The organism is Aquidulcibacter sp. (assembly GCF_049239865.1).
Lineage (GTDB): Bacteria > Pseudomonadota > Alphaproteobacteria > Caulobacterales > Aquidulcibacteraceae > Aquidulcibacter.
Map to the genome: position 1 here is coordinate 93,905 of NZ_JBMLTR010000219.1, position 17,151 is coordinate 111,055.

Annotated in this window: 16 protein-coding genes; 10 read left to right on the top strand and 6 right to left on the bottom strand. The window is 56.5% G+C overall.

Annotation, left to right across the window (positions count from 1 at the left end):
- The 4 genes from groL (at position 1) to ACOVRA_RS15990 (ending at position 3,428) form a co-directional block, all read left to right on the top strand.
- Positions 1 to 1,647, top strand: coding sequence for a chaperonin GroEL (groL, locus tag ACOVRA_RS15975; protein WP_421721159.1), 1,647 nt, complete (start codon positions 1 to 3; stop codon positions 1,645 to 1,647).
- Between the two features lie 340 nt (positions 1,648 to 1,987).
- A complete protein-coding gene (locus ACOVRA_RS15980; protein ID WP_421721160.1) occupies positions 1,988 to 2,461 on the top strand; it encodes a DUF2269 family protein in 474 nt (157 codons plus the stop codon).
- Between the two features lie 115 nt (positions 2,462 to 2,576).
- Positions 2,577 to 2,966, top strand: coding sequence for a DUF4345 family protein (locus tag ACOVRA_RS15985; RefSeq protein WP_421721161.1), 390 nt, complete (start codon positions 2,577 to 2,579; stop codon positions 2,964 to 2,966).
- A gap of 108 nt (positions 2,967 to 3,074) precedes the next feature.
- The gene (locus ACOVRA_RS15990) at positions 3,075 to 3,428 is read left to right on the top strand and encodes a helix-turn-helix domain-containing protein (protein WP_421721162.1); all 354 of its coding nucleotides are present in this window, start codon (positions 3,075 to 3,077) and stop codon (positions 3,426 to 3,428) included.
- Here ACOVRA_RS15990 and ACOVRA_RS15995 read toward each other — a convergent pair.
- Together ACOVRA_RS15995 and ACOVRA_RS16000 are read right to left on the bottom strand one after the other, a co-directional pair.
- The gene (locus ACOVRA_RS15995; protein ID WP_421721163.1) at positions 3,425 to 3,856 is read right to left on the bottom strand and encodes a SufE family protein; all 432 of its coding nucleotides are present in this window, start codon (positions 3,854 to 3,856) and stop codon (positions 3,425 to 3,427) included. The two genes, ACOVRA_RS15990 and ACOVRA_RS15995, sit on opposite strands and share 4 nt — an antisense overlap.
- Before the next feature lie 7 nt (positions 3,857 to 3,863).
- Positions 3,864 to 4,973, bottom strand: coding sequence for a hypothetical protein (locus ACOVRA_RS16000; RefSeq protein WP_421721164.1), 1,110 nt, complete (start codon positions 4,971 to 4,973; stop codon positions 3,864 to 3,866).
- A gap of 176 nt (positions 4,974 to 5,149) precedes the next feature.
- Here ACOVRA_RS16000 and ACOVRA_RS16005 point away from each other — a divergent pair, with 176 nt between their 5' ends.
- Positions 5,150 to 6,493, top strand: coding sequence for a sensor histidine kinase (locus ACOVRA_RS16005; RefSeq protein ID WP_421721165.1), 1,344 nt, complete (start codon positions 5,150 to 5,152; stop codon positions 6,491 to 6,493).
- On the opposite strand, the gene ACOVRA_RS16010 is transcribed toward ACOVRA_RS16005, so the two are convergent.
- The gene (locus ACOVRA_RS16010; RefSeq protein ID WP_421721166.1) at positions 6,490 to 7,314 is read right to left on the bottom strand and encodes a hypothetical protein; all 825 of its coding nucleotides are present in this window, start codon (positions 7,312 to 7,314) and stop codon (positions 6,490 to 6,492) included. The two genes, ACOVRA_RS16005 and ACOVRA_RS16010, sit on opposite strands and share 4 nt — an antisense overlap.
- Positions 7,315 to 7,372: 58 nt before the next feature.
- Between ACOVRA_RS16010 and ACOVRA_RS16015 the strand changes: the two genes are divergently transcribed.
- The 3 genes from ACOVRA_RS16015 (at position 7,373) to ACOVRA_RS16025 (ending at position 9,886) form a co-directional block, all read left to right on the top strand.
- Complete coding sequence (locus tag ACOVRA_RS16015) at positions 7,373 to 7,714, top strand: DUF1491 family protein (protein WP_421721167.1); 342 nt, start codon at positions 7,373 to 7,375, stop codon at positions 7,712 to 7,714.
- Between the two features lie 49 nt (positions 7,715 to 7,763).
- The gene (locus ACOVRA_RS16020) at positions 7,764 to 8,150 is read left to right on the top strand and encodes a hypothetical protein (protein ID WP_421721168.1); all 387 of its coding nucleotides are present in this window, start codon (positions 7,764 to 7,766) and stop codon (positions 8,148 to 8,150) included.
- A gap of 131 nt (positions 8,151 to 8,281) precedes the next feature.
- Positions 8,282 to 9,886, top strand: coding sequence for a peptide chain release factor 3 (locus ACOVRA_RS16025; protein WP_421721169.1), 1,605 nt, complete (start codon positions 8,282 to 8,284; stop codon positions 9,884 to 9,886).
- On the opposite strand, the gene ACOVRA_RS16030 is transcribed toward ACOVRA_RS16025, so the two are convergent.
- The 3 genes from ACOVRA_RS16030 to ACOVRA_RS16040 all read right to left on the bottom strand — a co-directional run bounded on the left by ACOVRA_RS16030 (position 9,883) and on the right by ACOVRA_RS16040 (position 14,167).
- Positions 9,883 to 10,971 carry a DUF2336 domain-containing protein gene (locus ACOVRA_RS16030; protein ID WP_421721170.1) on the bottom strand — a complete coding sequence of 363 codons (1,089 nt, stop codon included), beginning with the start codon at positions 10,969 to 10,971 and terminating at the stop codon, positions 9,883 to 9,885. The genes ACOVRA_RS16025 and ACOVRA_RS16030 overlap by 4 nt on opposite strands.
- 79 nt (positions 10,972 to 11,050) lie before the next feature.
- The gene (locus ACOVRA_RS16035) at positions 11,051 to 12,250 is read right to left on the bottom strand and encodes a hypothetical protein (protein WP_421721171.1); all 1,200 of its coding nucleotides are present in this window, start codon (positions 12,248 to 12,250) and stop codon (positions 11,051 to 11,053) included.
- Positions 12,251 to 12,328: 78 nt separating this feature from the next.
- The gene (locus ACOVRA_RS16040) at positions 12,329 to 14,167 is read right to left on the bottom strand and encodes an ABC-F family ATP-binding cassette domain-containing protein (protein ID WP_421721172.1); all 1,839 of its coding nucleotides are present in this window, start codon (positions 14,165 to 14,167) and stop codon (positions 12,329 to 12,331) included.
- A gap of 81 nt (positions 14,168 to 14,248) precedes the next feature.
- Between ACOVRA_RS16040 and ACOVRA_RS16045 the strand changes: the two genes are divergently transcribed.
- Both ACOVRA_RS16045 and ACOVRA_RS16050 read left to right on the top strand, forming a co-directional pair.
- Positions 14,249 to 15,796, top strand: a complete 1,548-nt coding sequence (locus tag ACOVRA_RS16045; RefSeq protein WP_421721173.1) for an amidohydrolase — start codon at positions 14,249 to 14,251, stop codon at positions 15,794 to 15,796.
- A complete protein-coding gene (locus ACOVRA_RS16050) occupies positions 15,796 to 17,145 on the top strand; it encodes an amidohydrolase family protein (RefSeq protein ID WP_421721174.1) in 1,350 nt (449 codons plus the stop codon). The genes ACOVRA_RS16045 and ACOVRA_RS16050 overlap by 1 nt, the downstream gene beginning before the upstream one ends.
- The last annotated feature ends 6 nt before the right edge of the window (positions 17,146 to 17,151 follow it).

Here is a 17,151-nt window from a genome sequence, read left to right on the forward strand (position 1 = left end):
ATGGCTGCAAAAATCGTATTGTTTGGTTCTGACGCACGCGACCGCATGCTTCAGGGCGTTGATATCTTGGCAAATGCCGTAAAGGTCACCTTGGGTCCTAAGGGCCGCAATGTGGTGATCGAAAAGTCCTTTGGCGCACCCCGCACCACTAAGGACGGCGTTTCGGTCGCGAAGGAAATCGAACTGGAAGATAAGTTCCAGAACATGGGCGCACAAATGTTGCGCGAAGTGGCTTCGAAGACCAACGACACCGCTGGCGACGGCACCACCACTGCAACCGTTCTGGCTCAAGCCATTGTTCGCGAAGGCATGAAGGCTGTGTCCTCTGGCCGCAACCCAATGGATCTGAAGCGCGGTATCGACAAAGCTGTAACCGAAGTGGTTGCAGGCCTGAAGGCTTCGGCCAAGAAGGTTTCGTCGAACTCTGAAATCGAACAAGTCGGCACCATCTCGGCCAATGGCGAAGCAGAAATCGGTAAGATGATTGCTGAAGCCATGAGCAAGGTTGGCAATGAAGGCGTGATCACCGTTGAAGAAGCCAAGAGCCTCGAGTCCGAGTTGGACGTCGTGGAAGGCATGCAGTTCGACCGTGGCTACCTGTCGCCTTACTTCATCACCAACGCGGACAAGATGGAAGTTTCGCTCGACGATCCTCTGATCTTGATCCACGAAAAGAAGCTGTCGAGCTTGCAGCCCATGTTGCCAGTCCTCGAAGCTGTGGTCCAATCCGGCCGTCCACTCTTGATCATCGCAGAAGACGTTGAAGGCGAAGCCTTGGCGACTTTGGTGGTCAACAAACTGCGCGGTGGCTTGAAGGTTGCTGCGGTGAAAGCGCCTGGCTTCGGCGACCGTCGTAAAGCCATGCTGGAAGACCTCGCGATCTTGACCGGTGGTCAAGTGATCTCGGAAGACCTGGGCATTAAGTTGGAAACCGTTTCCATCGAGATGTTGGGCCGCGCCAAGAAAGTCACCATCACCAAGGAAAACACCACCATCGTCGATGGCATTGGTGAAAAGGCCGACATCGAAGGCCGCATCGCGCAAATCAAGCGTCAAGTCGAAGAAACCACCTCTGACTATGACCGTGAAAAGCTGCAAGAGCGTCTGGCCAAGTTGGCTGGCGGTGTTGCCGTGATCAAGGTTGGCGGCGCGACTGAAGTTGAAGTGAAAGAGCGTAAGGACCGCGTGGATGACGCACTGAACGCAACCCGCGCTGCGGTGGAAGAAGGCATTGTGGCTGGCGGCGGTTGCGCCTTGCTGCGCGCTTCGAAAGCCATCACCGTAAAGGGCTCGAACGACGACGAAGAAGCTGGCGTCAATATTGTCCGTAAGGCGCTGCAAGCCCCGATCCGTCAGATCGTGGAAAACGCAGGCGTCGAAGGTTCGATCGTGGTCGGTAAGATCCTTGAGAATGCTTCGGTTTCCTTCGGCTTCAACGCTCAGACTGAAGAATATGTCGACATGATCACCGCCGGCATCATCGACCCCGTAAAGGTCGTGCGCACGGCTCTGCAAGACGCAGCTTCGGTTGCTTCCTTGTTGATCACCACCGAAGCCACCATCGCTGAAGCGCCAAAGAAGAGCGCTGGCGGCGCACCAGGCGGCATGCCAGGTGGCATGGGCGGCATGGGCGATATGGACTTCTAAGAAGTCCATTTCGCCATCGTCAAATTCAAACGAGCGCGGTCCGGCAACGGGCCGCGCTTTTTGATGGGTGAATGGGAGCGCGCAGCATAAGCTGGGCAAAGTCGTCGAAGCAAAGGCAAGGCCATTGCTGTACGCTCGTCTTTACAACGTTGACACTTCCTTTGTTCAGGATTTGTAATGCGTCTGAGCGAAGCTAAAGGCTGGCATTCCAAGACTGAGAATTTGCCTTTAAGTTTGTATTGAGTGAAAGAAATGGCAGCGTGCGGCTCGTGCCACGCCATTTCCTCAAATGCGCAGCTAGTTCTGCGCGCTCCAATTGAAACGTACCGAAGGAATCACGTTGAACCCCACCCTCTACCAAACCCTCGTCTACGCACACATCTTGGGTGTGATCCTGCTTGCCGGAAACATCACGATCACAGCGTTTTGGAAGGTGTTGGCGGATATGACCAAAGACGCCAAACAGATTGCATTTGCCAATCGCGCTGTCATCATCGCTGACTGGTTGTTCACCCTGCCGGGTATCGTGCTGACCTTGGTTGGGGGAATTGGAATATCACTGATGGGGCAATGGCCACTCTTTGAGGTTTCATGGTTAAGTTGGAGCGTATTCTGGTTTGTTGTGGCCGGATTACTCTGGATGGTCTTCTTAATCCCGCTCCAAATCCGTCAGAGCAGGGCTGCAAAGCTCTTCGCAGAAACAGGGGACATCCCCGATAGTTATTGGCGCGACGCAAGATGGTGGATTACGATTGGCTTGATTGCGACCGTACCCTTGTTGATCATTCTCTATTTGATGGTGTTCAAACCTTAGAAGCAGCGCCTTAACCCGGCGCGCAATGGGCACTGCCTAGCATCACCCCAAAACCGCTATCTTTGCAAACCCCTTCAATCCGGTTAGGTCTGAAAGCGTTCGGGGAGTAAAACAAATGAAAACAATCGTACGCGGCCTAGTCCTTGTCTTGGGCCTCTTTAATCTCGTCATTGGGCTGGGCTTTTTGCTGCAGCCTGCCAGATTGGCTGCGGCCTTCTTTTTGTCGCCAGTCGGCACCCAAGGCCTTGCCACCATTCGAGCTGATTTCACGGGCTTCTTTATTGGGGCATCCTTGTTCGCGCTTTATGGCGCTTGGAAGATGCGGGCGGATGCCTTGCTGGTGCCTATGGTCATGCTTGGCCTTGCCTTGACTGGGCGTTTTGTAAGTCTGGCGCTCGACGGCTTCGCCCCGACGGCCCCAGCTCCTATGGTCATTGAAGTGATTATGTTGGCGATTTTGTTCGCCGGCTACCGCGCATTCCAACCGGTCAGCAAGTCGGCTTGAGATTGTCCCACCCTGTCGGCTTGGACAGGCTGACGGGGGGATAGTTTCTCGTTCATCCTCCCCCGTCTCGGCACATGCCAATCTTGGCGCATTGACCGAGGTGGGACGATGATGAAACCAGTTGAGAAATACCAGTTAGACTGTGCACGGGCTCGCTTTGCCTGCGATGCCGCGGCCTTCGCTTTAGGGATAAGTGTCGATTTGTTGGTACCTGATCGTGGGACGGCCCCACACGCCTTTGCGCGTCAGGTTGCAATGTATTTGACCCACATTGCCTTCGGCATGAGCCTGCATCGGGTTGCGGTTGCCTTTGGCCGCGACCGTTCAACGGTGGCCTATGCCTGTCATTTGATCGAGGACCGGCGCGATGATCCAAAGGTGGATGATATGCTCGATCAACTCGAAGCAGCCTTACGAGCGGCCCCAGCCCCGCGACTGGTGTTTGAACGAAAGGCTGCCTAAACTTGCGACGCAGCTAGTGCATCCCGCGCCACGTCGTGCATGCGCTGCGCCATTGCTTTGAGGCCGTTGGAACGCTGCGGCGTGAGTGCATCACCCAGACCTAAAGCTTGAAAGGCAGTTTGGGCGTCTAGGGCCAGAATCTCTGCGGGGAGACGACCTGAATAGAGTCGCACCAAAATCGCTAAAAGACCTTGCACGATGGCCGCGTCTGACTGGCCCCGAAACTCGACCAAACCAGTGTCCGGTGCTGCGGCAGACACAAGCCAGACTTGGCTGGCACAGCCCCGCACTTTGGCGATCTCCACCCGCTCGCTCTCCGCCAATGGTGGCAATGTGCGGCCAAGGTCGATCACATAGCGATACCGTTCCTCCCAATCGTCTAGGAAGGAGAATTCTTCGATTAGTTCTTCAAGACGTGGATCATTCATGGTCAATCTAACGAACTGTTTTAGCCATGCATTTGGCGATTTCACCTAAAGGATGTTCAGCCAAGCAGAAAGAGCGTTCATAGGGCTGTTTTGTGGCTGCGTTGCACATTTGCATGTTCAATCGTGAGGAGTTCACGCAGCTCACAAGGCGGGGATCACGCATCAAGGCTTCGGTGTCTTCTTTGCGGTCGACAGGCCCGCCAATGGCTGACAGAGCCGCGAGCGAGACCATCCGATCAATCGGCGACCAAGCGCGAATTGGCTCTGCAAAGGTTACGCCATCGCGTGCGGTTTGGTTTGTCAGCCGCACACTACGCTGAATGGAGGTAGCGCGCGCTTGCGTCGTTTGAGGGGAGACGCTGGCTTCTGGCAACGCAGACAAAGTAATCGCTGCCTCGGTCGCCGGGACTGGGGCGACCAGAGTGCGCAGCGCCGCATTGCGAGCCTTTGAGTCAGATGTACTGACTTTTGCCCACGCATATTTCTGCCAATCATAAGCCGCCTGTTTGAAGGCGTCGCCTTCTTCTTGGATTTTGGCGGCATCAGCCAGAATGGCGCGTGCGGCCAATTGAGCGGCTTGCTCGCCACCGGGCAAACTCCGCGCAAATGCGATTTCGGTGCGCAGTTTGGCGATCAAAGCATCGCGGCCTATCCGCGCTTCTAGCTTACGCACTTCACTCACAAATTCGTCCTGCGTCGCGGCCCAAGCAGCGCCATAGGCAACCACGCCTAAGGCCAATCGGTCTGAATTCAAATGGCGGGCAATACGCTCGGTGGAAAGGGTGAGGGCGCGGCCCGTTGTGATGGAGCCAATCGTTAGCGCTTCAACGTCAGCCGCGTAGGACGCATATAGGGCTGCATGGGCACCAAGCGTATTCGCACCAGGCGGAATCGCAAGGCCTGCAAGTACGCCTGGCGTCGTAGGGACCGCTTTGGCCACAGGCGCTTTAGAGGCGGGAGCCTTTTTCGCAGCGGCTTTGCGGGCAGGCGCCTTCTTGGCGGTAGCTTTTGTAGCGCTGGCTTTCGGACGTTGTTGTGCTGAGGCATCCACGCTGATGGCTAGACCTGCACTGACAAACAGTGTCGCAACGGCACATGCGAGCCACTTTTTGCTCATTTCAATCTCCTATAGGCACCCCACTGCCTGCACTAACACCTTATGACAGAGGGTGTCTGAATAAATCACAACCAAGATGACGCAAAATATCAAAACTTCACCTCTCACGCGAACTGACGCGACTTTAGAATGCCCGTCAGTTACAAGCGCATGTGGACGCGACGCAACACTCAGATTTGGCTGATTCTAAAGGCAGCGCTAAGGCTTGGTCCGTATCGGACCAAAAGCTAACCCATGCGCAATGGGCCAGTGGCAGCAGCGCAGCTTTCTCAGCGCTGGCGTTAGCTTACGCCATTTGGCTGACAGAGCCACGTTTGATGTTTGGTCTGTCATGTGTTGCTGTTTGCACCATGGTGGCGTTTTTGGTCACGTCTTACACCAATCAAGCAAGACAGGCAGTGATCATTCCCGTCTTGTGGGCTGGGGCCGCCCTAGGCCTTGGGAGTCTTGATGGCGGGACCACAGGCCTCGCTTTTGCTGCGGTGATTTGGCCGTTGTTGGGAGCGGGCGCGGCTGGCATCGCGCTCATTAACGGCATTTCGGCCAGCCTTTGTGTGACGGCTACACTGCTGTTTCTGACCCCGCTCCTGCCAGCTGGGCCCGCCTTTGCGGCAAGTTCTTGGGTGCCGATGATCCCAAAATTTTTGGTCATTTGGATCAGCGCCGTCTTGGCTTTGGCCATTTGTGGACGGGCGGGTGGGGTAATCGCGAAGGTACGTCAGGCGTCGCGCGATCAGGCAAAACAGGCCTTCGATAGCCGGGACGCTGCTCAAGCTGAAACCCGTATTGCCCAAGCTGAAACCCAAGACCGTGCGAGATTCATGGCGGAGATGAGCCACGAAATTCGTACGCCACTCAATGCGATACTGGGTTTCGCTGATACGATGCGTGAAGGTATCTTTGGCCCACTTCCCAAAGGCTATGAGGATTATCCGGGCTTGATCCATACCAGCGGCAGCCATTTGCTCGACTTGGTTTCAGACTTGCTGGATATCTCAAAAATTGAGGCAGGCCGCTATGAAGTCCGTCTTGAAGATATTCGTCTAGACCAATTTTTGTTTGAGGCGACCGCCTTGTCCAGTGGGGCAGCGCGCTCTGCCGGCGTGCAGATCCGTCATGAAGTTGGCCTTCCTGTGACCGTGCGCGGCGATGCGCGCGCCATGCGCCAGATTGCCTTCAACCTGCTCTCCAACGCGATTAAGTTCACGCCAAAGGACGGTACAATCACCCTGCGCATCCGTCCCGATCAGGCGTCCAATCAAGCCATTTTGGAAATCGCGGATGACGGGGCTGGGATCAGCCCGGCTGACCTAGCGCGGATTGGCCAGCCTTGGGCGCAAGGCGACAATCAAAGTCGTGCCAATAGTCGTGTGGTGCGCAGTTCCGGTCTGGGCTTGGCAGTCGTCAAGCGGCTAACCGAATTGCAGGGCGGACGCTTCTGGTTGGAAAGTACCTTGGGACAAGGGACCACAGCAAAAGTGAGTTTGCCCTTTGCCAATCTGGATCAACCAACAGCTTAAAATTCTGCGGCGAACGTAAAGGCAGCAACCAGATCGCCAACTTCGACCAAGAGGCGGGTCACGGTTCCAGATCGGCTAGTGATCTCGATCTCAAATGTGTCGCGTGGGTCAGCATTCATTACCGCCCGCGTCGTCGCATCCGAGAAAACAAATAGAGTTCCCGCTCTTGGTTTAGACTCAACGCGCGCGCGCGTTGCCGCTGGCCGTCGTGAGGCGGCGACGTGAATGATCGTACCATTGCGCAAGGGCGGGGCTAATGTCCGACTTGGCTGAGGGGGGCCAAGCTTGGAGAGATCGCGCAAGAATAGCCGGGCGCCAGAGGCATCCATATCGGGTGTTTCGACCGCAAAGCTTAAGCCCGTTCCGCTGGCAATCAGGCCAGCGCGTGTGGCACTGCCCGTGTCTTGCACAGCCCGCCAGATGTCCTTGCCGCCTCGGTCGACCTTCCAACTTCGCACGAGACCTGAATAATTTCCCGTCAACTGAGCGCGCCAGCCCTTATGCGCTGCGATGATACGTTGGGCTTCGCTCTGAACGGCTGGATCGCGACAAGGCTTTGCCGCAGCGGCTGTTTTGGCCTGACCTGCAATCATATCCAAGCGCTGCGTACTTGACCCAGACCGCAAGGCCGCGCCTCGCGCTTGGGCTGTAAAGCCTGCTAACGCCCGACGAGGACCGCTCTCCAAGAGCTGGCAGCGCTCATCAATGGCGCGCATCGCCATCCGTTCCGCATAGCTTCGCTCCAATCCATTCACTTGGGCATGGCTTGCGGCGGGTAGGACGAGCGCCAGACAAAAAATGACTCGATGAAATGAAATCATAGGCCTTATCTACAGCGACCTCTCTTTCACTTCGATTAAGCCCGGTGCAAACAAACTTATGAGCAACAGCGAACTTCGCAGCGATATCTGGGTGCAAGCCTTATTGCGCACGGCGCAAAGCCAAGGCGCTTCTGGCTATGTTGTGCGCCGGGGCGATGAGACGGCAGGCGCAGTATTGGTGAAAGTGGCGAGCCTGGACGGCACCGCGCGACTACTAACCCCAGCGCGAGATGGCGTGGGCGAGCGTATCTATCTTGATTTAACAGGTAAAACGGCCGGACCAGACGAGGCTTCCATTGATGCTTATCTGTCTAAGCGGGCTGCACAAGATCAAGATGTTTGGATTGTTGAGATTGAAGACAAGTTAGGCAGAAGTTTTCTGACGGAGCGTGTGGACTGATTGTTAACCCAAGTGCGTTAGGGTCTCGTTCTCGACTGGAGACGTTCGCATGCTTTTTCTGTTCAACGACCGCGTTCTGATGTTAACTGGCAATGCTGACGTGGTGATCAATGCGGGTATCCCGGCAACCGCGGTTGCCCGTTACACGCTGAACGATTCCATTCTAGCGGTTCAGACCGCCATCATGGACATGCCGAACTTGGCAACCGAAGCCCCGCAAAAAGCTGCTGCTTTGGCTTGGTTGATTGCCAGCCGCAGCGACGCCAATGCGATTTTGTTCATCGCGCCGCCCAAATGCCGGCGTCCCCAAGAAGTCGGTTTTCGCTTGGCAACGGTCTCTTTGACAACACTCGGCAGCTTGAAAGCCCAACAAGATGCCGGGCGATTGACTTCGGGCATCATCAATACCTCTGTCTGGCAATCTGCCGCCGCGTGACGCGCCGGCGCGAGCTAGCGTTGCTCTAAGGCCTTTAATTATAGCGAAGCCTCAGCTAGATGAGGGGTTCAAAGGCTTGAGCTTTCAAGCCGTTTCCCAATTTGCCCATTCGTCTTAGTCAGGCCTCGATCATGTCAGCCGAACTCGCGCGTGAAGTTAAGCGCCGTCGCACCTTTGCCATCATTTCACACCCTGACGCCGGCAAGACCACGCTCACTGAAAATCTGCTGCTCATGGGCGGTGCTATCCGCGCCGCTGGTGCCGTGAGGGCGCGCGGCGAACAGCGTCGGACGCGTTCAGACTGGATGAAGATTGAGCGCGAACGGGGCATCTCGGTTTCGGCCTCGGTGATGACGTTTGAGCATGATGATTGCATCATCAACCTTTTGGACACCCCGGGCCACGAAGACTTTTCCGAAGACACCTATCGCACACTGACGGCCGCAGATTCCGCTGTCATGGTGTTGGACGCGGCAAAGGGTATTGAGCCACAGACCCTCAAACTGTTTGAAGTCTGTCGCTTGCGCGATATTCCTATTCTGACTTTCATCAACAAGATGGACCGCGAGGCCCAAGACCCGATGGAGTTACTGGACGAAGTGGCGTCAAAATTGGCGCTCGATCCTGCCCCCATCTTTTGGCCGCAAGGTTCGGGCAATCGCTTCCGTGGCATGGTTGATTTAAGAAATGACCGCTTCACCGTCTTCCGCCGACCACAAGTGGGAGATGCTGGGCCTTTGGTGCATGATGAGATCGACTTGTCATCTAATGCGATCGCCGAAGTTTTGAGCCAAGCTGAAATGGACGAATTGCGCGGGTCGGCTGAGCTGGTCCAAGGCGGCTATCCGGCCTTTGACCTCGAATCTTATCGTGAAGGCCATATGACACCCGTCTTCTTTGGCTCTGCGCTTCGCCAGTTCGGCGTGCGGGAATTGCTGGATGGTCTGCGCGACTATGCGCCATCGCCACGCGATCAAAAGGCGCTCGACAAAGGCGTTGAGACCCAAGTTCAGGCGGACCGGGACGAAGTCACGGGGTTTGTCTTCAAGATCCAAGCCAATATGGACCCTGCCCACCGCGACCGCGTTGCGATGGTGCGGCTGGCGTCTGGTAAGTTCCAGCGCGGCATGCGCCTAAAGACGGGGTCGGGCAAGCAGATAGGCGTGCATGCGCCCCTTATGTTTGTTGGCCAAGACCGCGAGATCACGGATGAGGCCTGGGCTGGTGACGTGATAGGCGTGCCAAACCATGGCGTCTTGCGCGTCGGCGATAGTCTGTCTGAAACTGGGCAAGTGAAATTTGCGGGCATTCCAAACTTCGCACCAGAAATCTTGCGCCGCGCCTCGGTCAAGGACCCCTTGAAGGCCAAGCATTTGAAGAAGGCGCTTGAATCCTTGGCTGAAGAAGGCGTGACTCAGCTGTTTCGGCCCCATTTCGGCTCGGACTTGATTGTCGGGGCCGTCGGGCCGTTGCAGTTTGATGTGTTGGTGGAGCGCTTGGCCGCCGAATATGGGCTGCAGGTCGTGTTCGAGACGTGTGCCTTCAATGGCGTGCGCTGGATTGCGGCCGATAGTGCGGCAGACCTTGAGCAATTTGCTGATCGCAATCGCGCTGGGATGGGCACAGATTTGGATGGCGCAGAAGTCTTCTTGGCTAAGAATGCCTGGGAGATCGGCTACGTCGCTGAAAAATTCCCGAAAATCCGCTTCACCAACGTGCGTGAGCGGATGATCTAAGCAGCTTGGGCTGACACGTTTGCCCGCAAGCGCAAGAAGCGCAAGGCGCGTTGCGCGGCTTCTGGCGGAACATCATTATACATATTTCCAAGAATTTGAGCTTGACCCATGCCGTCATTGCCCAGCACCAGAACTGCGATTGTTACAAACAAGGCGCGTTCAAAGTTCGCGGCACGGCATACCATCGCCATGGTGTCGATGTCTTTTTTCTCAAACAACAGCGCGGTTTGGAAGTAGTCGAGACCCGTGAAGTCCCCAAAGGCAATCATGAATTTGGTGGATTCCTGATTACGCCACAAGGTCGGCAAATGGGCACGATTGAGCGCGTTGGCTGCCTTTTGCCTTGTGAACTCTTTTTGGACCGCTTCAAAGTCCGCCGGCAAAGTACCGTTCACAACCGCGACTCGCGTTTGTGCCCGACGCATAGCGCGCTCAACTTCTTCTTCGGTGAATTCCGAATTGCGCTCGAGAATTTCACGCCGCATCGGCCCTTCTACAATGGTGTACAGGCGGTTCAAATGCTCTGGCGAGATAACTTTGCGCTGCGCAATCGGACGATGCAGATCCGGATTATTGGCTGCACGATCAACAATTTTGTCGAATGTTTCGTCAGACACTTTGGCGGTTTGGTTGCTGACCAGAGAGGCAACCACTCGGTCGTCACCGTGCGAAACTAGGGCATCTGACAATTGCTCACCCACGTCAGGACGTTGCGTGACGACCATCTGGTGCGCATGGCCGCGGGTTTCGACAACTCGGATCAGGTCATCTTGGGTCAATGACGTAGAGCGGCGCAAGATTGGACCAGCAATGCCAATTTCTTCGTCATGCGCCATCATCACAGCAAGGGAGCGTGGAGCTTCACCACCGGAGAAACGCTGGGCCAGTTCTTTGCGAACTTCTGTATCAAGCTCGTAGGCAACCTTGGAAATCAAGTCGCCGAATAGCTTTGTTTCTAAAGGACTTTGGTTGTCCTGAGAGTCAAAGAATAAATCTGTAACTTCATTGAGTAGTACGCGACGCTTTTCGCTGGAGCTCTCGCCCGCAACCTCTAGTAGCTTAGCGTATCTTTCGCCAACTTGCATCTCAATTTCCCATTTCTACACCTGTCCTACAGGATAAGCGTAAACATTTGGTGGTCAGAATTCATCAAAATGTCTGACGTTACCCACCAGGACCACCGCTTAAGCGGGGCTCCCGGTCGATGAAGGAGGGATTGCGCGCTCGCGCTCGCGCGGCTTCATTCAGCGCACTTTGGCGGGTTACATTGGTTTGCTCCGCACGGGGCGTGCCCCGCGCGCCCTTGGATTTACTGGCAGGTTTTTGTACCTCGGGCGCAGCTTGGCCGTCATCAGTGGGCGTGTTGGACTCTGCAGGGTTATAGCTTGGCTTGGGTCGCGCCGACTTTGGTAGGGGTGCTTCTGGAACGGGCACCGTCCCCGCCAGCGGATCTGCCCGCACTTCCCCATTGGCGGCGGCGCGTTGACGCTCTTCCTCTACAGCTTCCCATTCCCGCTGTACCGCATAGGCTGGTTGGCCAGTCGCGCGGGCGGAATTGATTTGAGAGCGGCGCATAGCAGCAGCATCGACCATGCCATCCGCGCCCCTAAACTTCGATAAATCCGTCGCTTGTTGCGGAGCCACTTGGCTCTGCATCGGTTGTGGCATGGCCATAGGTGCTGGGTTGGGTGGCGAACTGTAGGTCATCGGCTGTGGACTGGAAGGTGCCGCTGCGACAGGACTTGGAGTCTCAAAATTAGATTGCGTCAGAGGTGCCGGTTGAACCTCTGAGGCGCGGGTGCGCGGCATCCCGCGCGCGCCTGAACGTGGCGTGCCAGAAGCGCTTGGCGTAGGTGAGGCAGCACTCGGTTGGGTTGGCACGAAATCTACCCGACCAGCAGAGGGATTGGATGTCGGCGCAGGCGGCATAGGTCGAGGTGGTGCAATCGGCGCGCCCTGATTATAGGACGACGCTGGTTGGGCCATGCGGGCCTTTGAATCCAGCCAAGGTGCTGGGCGAACTTCATAATTAGCTGGGCCATCTGCAAATCGGCCCGTTGGCGTCAATGCACCCGATCTGCGGGGAAGCCCCGATTCGTAGCCCGATTGCCGTGCTGGCGTTAAGGACTTAGAGAGCGAACACATGCGGGGGGGTGGCCCCAAGTTCTTACTACGACGACTGGTTGTTTCGATTGTCGGAGCGGTGCCGCCGAACGACCAAGACGCACACATTCTGTCGCTAGTACAAGCAGTTGCACATGTGTCAGCAGTGGCCACCGGAAACTGTGAATAGGCAGCATTCTGGGCGAAACTGGGACCGGCAAGGGCAAAGGCCAGCCAGAAGGCGAAATCACGCGCACGCATATACACTCTCCTAATATAAGAAGTATCGGTGCCGTGCGTCGGTTAAGGTTGAATTAAGTTTGGATTCAATTCGCAGATTTAAGCGTTTCCGGACAAGGATTCTTTGAGTTCTAGCAAGGCTAGCCATTCATCCTCACTGGCCTGCAGCTGGGCGCGGGCCGCGACGGCTTGTGCGGAAGTCTTTTCAAATTGGGCTGGATCGCGACTGTATAGATTTGGGTCGTTTAAGGCTTCTTCCAATTTGGCGATCTGGCCCTCTAATTTTGGCATCAGGCCCTCCAATTCGCTTAAGCGCCGTTCGTCTTTGTAAGAGAGTTTTTTGGCAGACTTTACGACTGGCTCCGCAATGGGCGTCGCGCTTGGTTTCGGTTTGGACGCCTGCAAATGGCCAAGAATTGGAATGCCCTGCCGCACAAGATCGGTCCAGCCGCCGGGCGTTTCAATCCAGGTCCCATCTCCGCGTGGTGCCAAGGTTGCTGTCACGACGCCGTCGAGGAAGGCGCGATCGTGACTAACCAAAAGGACCGTACCGTCGTAATCTGCCAACATATCCTCAAGAACGTCCAAGGTTTCCATGTCGAGATCGTTGGTTGGTTCGTCGAGCACCAGAACGTTCGAGGGCTTGGCCAGTGCGAGGGCTAAGAGCACGCGGTTGCGTTCCCCACCGCTGAAGGAGCCCACGGGCTGTCTCAAATGGCGACTGTCAAACAAAAAGTCCTTTGCATAGGCAGCGACGTGCTTAGGCCGTTCGCGCACCATAATCTGGTCCCCGCCGGCTGGGGCAAAAGTGTCCCACAAGGTTGCTTTGGGGTCGAGGGCGGCGCGCGATTGGTCGAGATAGGCGATGGTCAGATTTTTGCCCATCCGGGTTGTGCCGGCATCGGGCTCCAGGCTTCCGACCAACATTTTGATCAAGGTCGATTTGCCCACACCATTGGGCCCTACAATGCCTAAACGGTCGCCCCGTACAACGCGTAAATCGAGGTTTTTGATGATATCGCCGCGGCCATCAAAGCCTTTTGAGACGCTTTTGGCTTCAAACACCAACTTACCAGACGTATTGCCGGTATCGGCCTGAAGGGCAGCGGTATCCTTGCGGACCAAGGCGGCTTGGCCTTTGCGGGTCTCGCGCATGTCCATCAAGCGGCGTAAGCGGCCTTCATTGCGGGTGCGCCTTGCCGTCACCCCGCGCGCCAGCCAACGGGCTTCGTCTTCCAAGGTTTTATCAAGCTTTTCCAAGGCCTTGCGGTCCTGTTCCTCAATGCTTGCTGCCCAAGGCTCAAACTTTGAGAAAGGCGCGTCTAAGCGCCGTACCACGCCATTACGCAGCCAAAGGCATGAAGTCGAAATGGCTGACAAAAAGGCTCGGTCATGGCTGACGACCAACACAGCGCCCGAAAACTGCTTCAAGCGGCGCTCAAGTTCCTCAATGGCAGCGATGTCGAGGTGATTGGTCGGCTCGTCCAGCATCAATAGGTCTGGGTCTGCGGCCAAGGCGCGGGCCAGCGAGGCGCGGCGCGCTTCCCCACCGGACATGCCGGTAACAGGGCGATCCGGGGCGAGGCCAAAGCTGTGCAGTTCTGCCGCAGCCGCCGCGAGACGCGCGGATTCATCGCGATCATGCGGCACGTCTTGGGCGGCCCATTCTAACAGGCTTGTCGCCCCGCTAAAGTCAGGCTCTTGAGTCTGGGTTGCAGCATGGGTGCCGTTTGAAACTACCCGTTCGCCCGAGTCATATTCCAACTGGCCTGCCAGTACCGACATCAGGGTCGACTTGCCCGCACCATTGGCTCCAACCAATGCCGCCCGCTCGCCACGGCGCAGCGTCAAATCCACGCCCGAGAATACAGGCGCACCACCGCGCTTCAGCGCAATATCTTTGAGTTGGATGACAATATCTCGGCTCATGCGTGGCAAGTGTCTGCGCTGTGGACGAAGGTCAAGGTCGCCACGCAGATAGGGGCACAATCAGACTGCGAAAGTGCGTGGATCGCTCTTGTGCGAGATCACGATTTCGTGTTGCCTGATACGACGTACATCGTCAGCCAGAAAGCAATTGCCTTGTCTCTGCGTCATTCAATCCTATCCGCCTCAGCCGTGGCTTTGGCTCTATCTGTCACCTTGGTAGCTGGGTGCGCGACAACCTCTGCCGCGCAAAATGCTAAGCCAGCAAGCGCAGAGCCTGCGGCTAAGCCAAAGGCCACGCCAAAGCCTTTAGCCAAGGGCATGGACAGCAATGGCGCGCTTGATCCTTTTCCTTCCACCTACAAGCCTTTACCGGGTGTGACGACCGCGATTGTTGGGGCCACGATCCTCACGGCTGCTGGCGAAGAAATTGAGAATGGCACGATTGTTTTCGCCGATGGCAAGATTGTTGCGGTGGGCAAGGATGTTGCGATCCCAGACGGGGCCAAGCGCATTGACGGGCGCGGCAAGTTTGTCACCCCCGGCATTATCGACATTCACTCGCACTTGGGCGTCTATCCAAGCCCCGGCGTGCAAGCTAATTCCGACGGCAATGAAGCCACCGACCCCAATACGGCCGAAGTCTGGGCTGAACATTCGATCTGGCCACAGGATCCGGGCTTCAATCGGGCTCGTGAAGGTGGCATCACCAGTCTGATGATCTTACCGGGCTCTGCTAACTTGTTTGGTGGTCGTTCGGTGACACTGAAGAATGTGCCCTCGATTACAGAGCAAGGCATGAAGTTTCCAGGGGCGCCCTACGGCCTTAAAATGGCCTGCGGTGAAAATCCCAAGCGCGTCTATGGCTCGCGCTCCCGCTCTCCGTCGACCCGCATGGGCAATATTGCGGTTGCCCGCCGGGCATGGATTGATGCGGCAGACTATAATCGCAAATGGAACGACTATCGCGCCAAAATCGCGGCTGGCGAAGCTGCAGGCGACCCGCCCAAGCGCGACCTGAAGTTGGAAACCCTATCCGGTGTGCTCAATGGCGATATCCTCATCCAAAACCATTGCTATCGCGCCGATGAAATGGCGCTGATGATGGATATGGCCAAGGAATTTGGCTATAAAATCACCACTTTCCACCATTCATCTGAGGCCTATAAACTCGCCCCGGCCTTGAAAGAGGCAGACATTTGCGCCGCCACTTGGGCCGACTGGCAGGGCTTTAAAATGGAATCTCTCGACGGGATTGCTGAGAATGCGGGGATTCTGCAAGCCTATGGGGCTTGCACAATCATTCACTCTGATGACGCCACCATGATCCAGCATCTCAATCAAGAAGCGGCATTGGCCATGGGGGCAGCCGCCCGCGCTGGGATCCCGGTGTCGCGCTTGGATGCGATTAAATGGATTACTGCCAACCCGGCGCGAGCCATGGGTATTGGGGCTAAGACGGGGTCGTTGGAAGCAGGCAAGATGGCAGACATCGTCCTGTGGGACCGTGATCCCTTCTCGACCTACGCCCTTGCCCAAACCGTCTATGTTGACGGCGGCATTGCTTACGACCGTAACGACCCGGCCACCCATGCCCGGTCAGACTTTGACCTTGGTCGCCCCAGCTTGGAGCAAAAATAATGAAACCTGTTGCTCTGGCACTCGCTCTGGCCGTTTCGGCCCCCGCACTCGCTGCCGCTGACACCATCGCCATCATCAATGCGAAGATTGAAACCGTTGGCCCTGCTGGCACGCTGGCATCGGCGACGCTTGTGATGGACAACGGTAAGATTGTCGCCGTTGGCCCTTCGGTTGTCATTCCCAAAGGTGCACAAATTATCGATGCTAAAGGGGCGGTGGTCACGCCAGGCCTTGTCGCTGCCACCACCAGCCTTGGCATTTCCGAGATCGAGCAAGTGCCTTCTACACGTGATGATGGGGCAGGCGGGCAGATTGGGGCTGCCTTCAATCCTGCCGCTGGCGTCAACCCTGATGCGCCGACTATTGCGCTCGCCCGCCTGAATGGCCTAACGCGCGCCTTTTTAACTCCAGTCGCGGGCCGCTCTGGCAATGGTGCTCATGCCCATGATGATAGCGCTTTTGATACCGCTGGCGGGCATGAGCAAGATGACCCAACCTTGTTCGCAGGCCAAAGCATTGGCATCAATCTGTCGGCCAATACGCCGGACCTGATCTTCAAAACCAATGCTGGGATGGTTCTGGAATTTGGCGAGTCGGCAGCAGCTGCGGCTGGTGGGTCGCGCGGGGCGTCTTTGATCATTCTCAAGCGCGTCTTGGCCGATGTACGCCACTTTGCCGCCAATCGTGCTTTGTATGACAAGGGTGAAGGGCGTGACTTGATGGTCAGCCGCCTTGATCTGGAAGCCTTGGTGCCGGTGGTACAGGGCAAGACCCCTTTATTGGTCCGGGTGTCGAGCGCGAATGATATTCGCCAAGTCCTGAAGCTTGCGAAGGAAGAAAACCTGACCATCGTCTTAGAAGGGGCGGAAGAAGGCTGGCGCGTTGCTTCTGACCTAGCTGCGGCAAAGGTGCCCGTCATTATCGACACCCAAGCCGCCTTGCCCGCAAGCTTTGAAACGCTGGCGACGCATTTGCGCAACGCCCAAATTCTCTATCAAGCAGGCGTACAAGTCGCAATTATGGGCAGCCGCGATTATAATAATCTACGCCAAAGCCGCATGAATGCGGGCACGGCGGTGGCCCATGGCTTGCCCTATCAAGCAGCACTGGCCGCGATCACTTTGAACCCCGCCAAGATTTGGGGCGCGGATAAAGAGATTGGCTCGATTGAAGCGGGCAAAGCCGCCGATGTGGTCATCTGGTCGGGCGATCCATTGGAAGGCCAAAGCTATGCCACTGCGGTCTTTATCGCCGGCCAAGCCCAACCCATGACCAGCCGCTCCACCGAACTCGCCGCCCGTTATAAGCCGAGTGCTGACGGGATCGCGCGGCCTGCTTATCGGAACTAGAGTTCG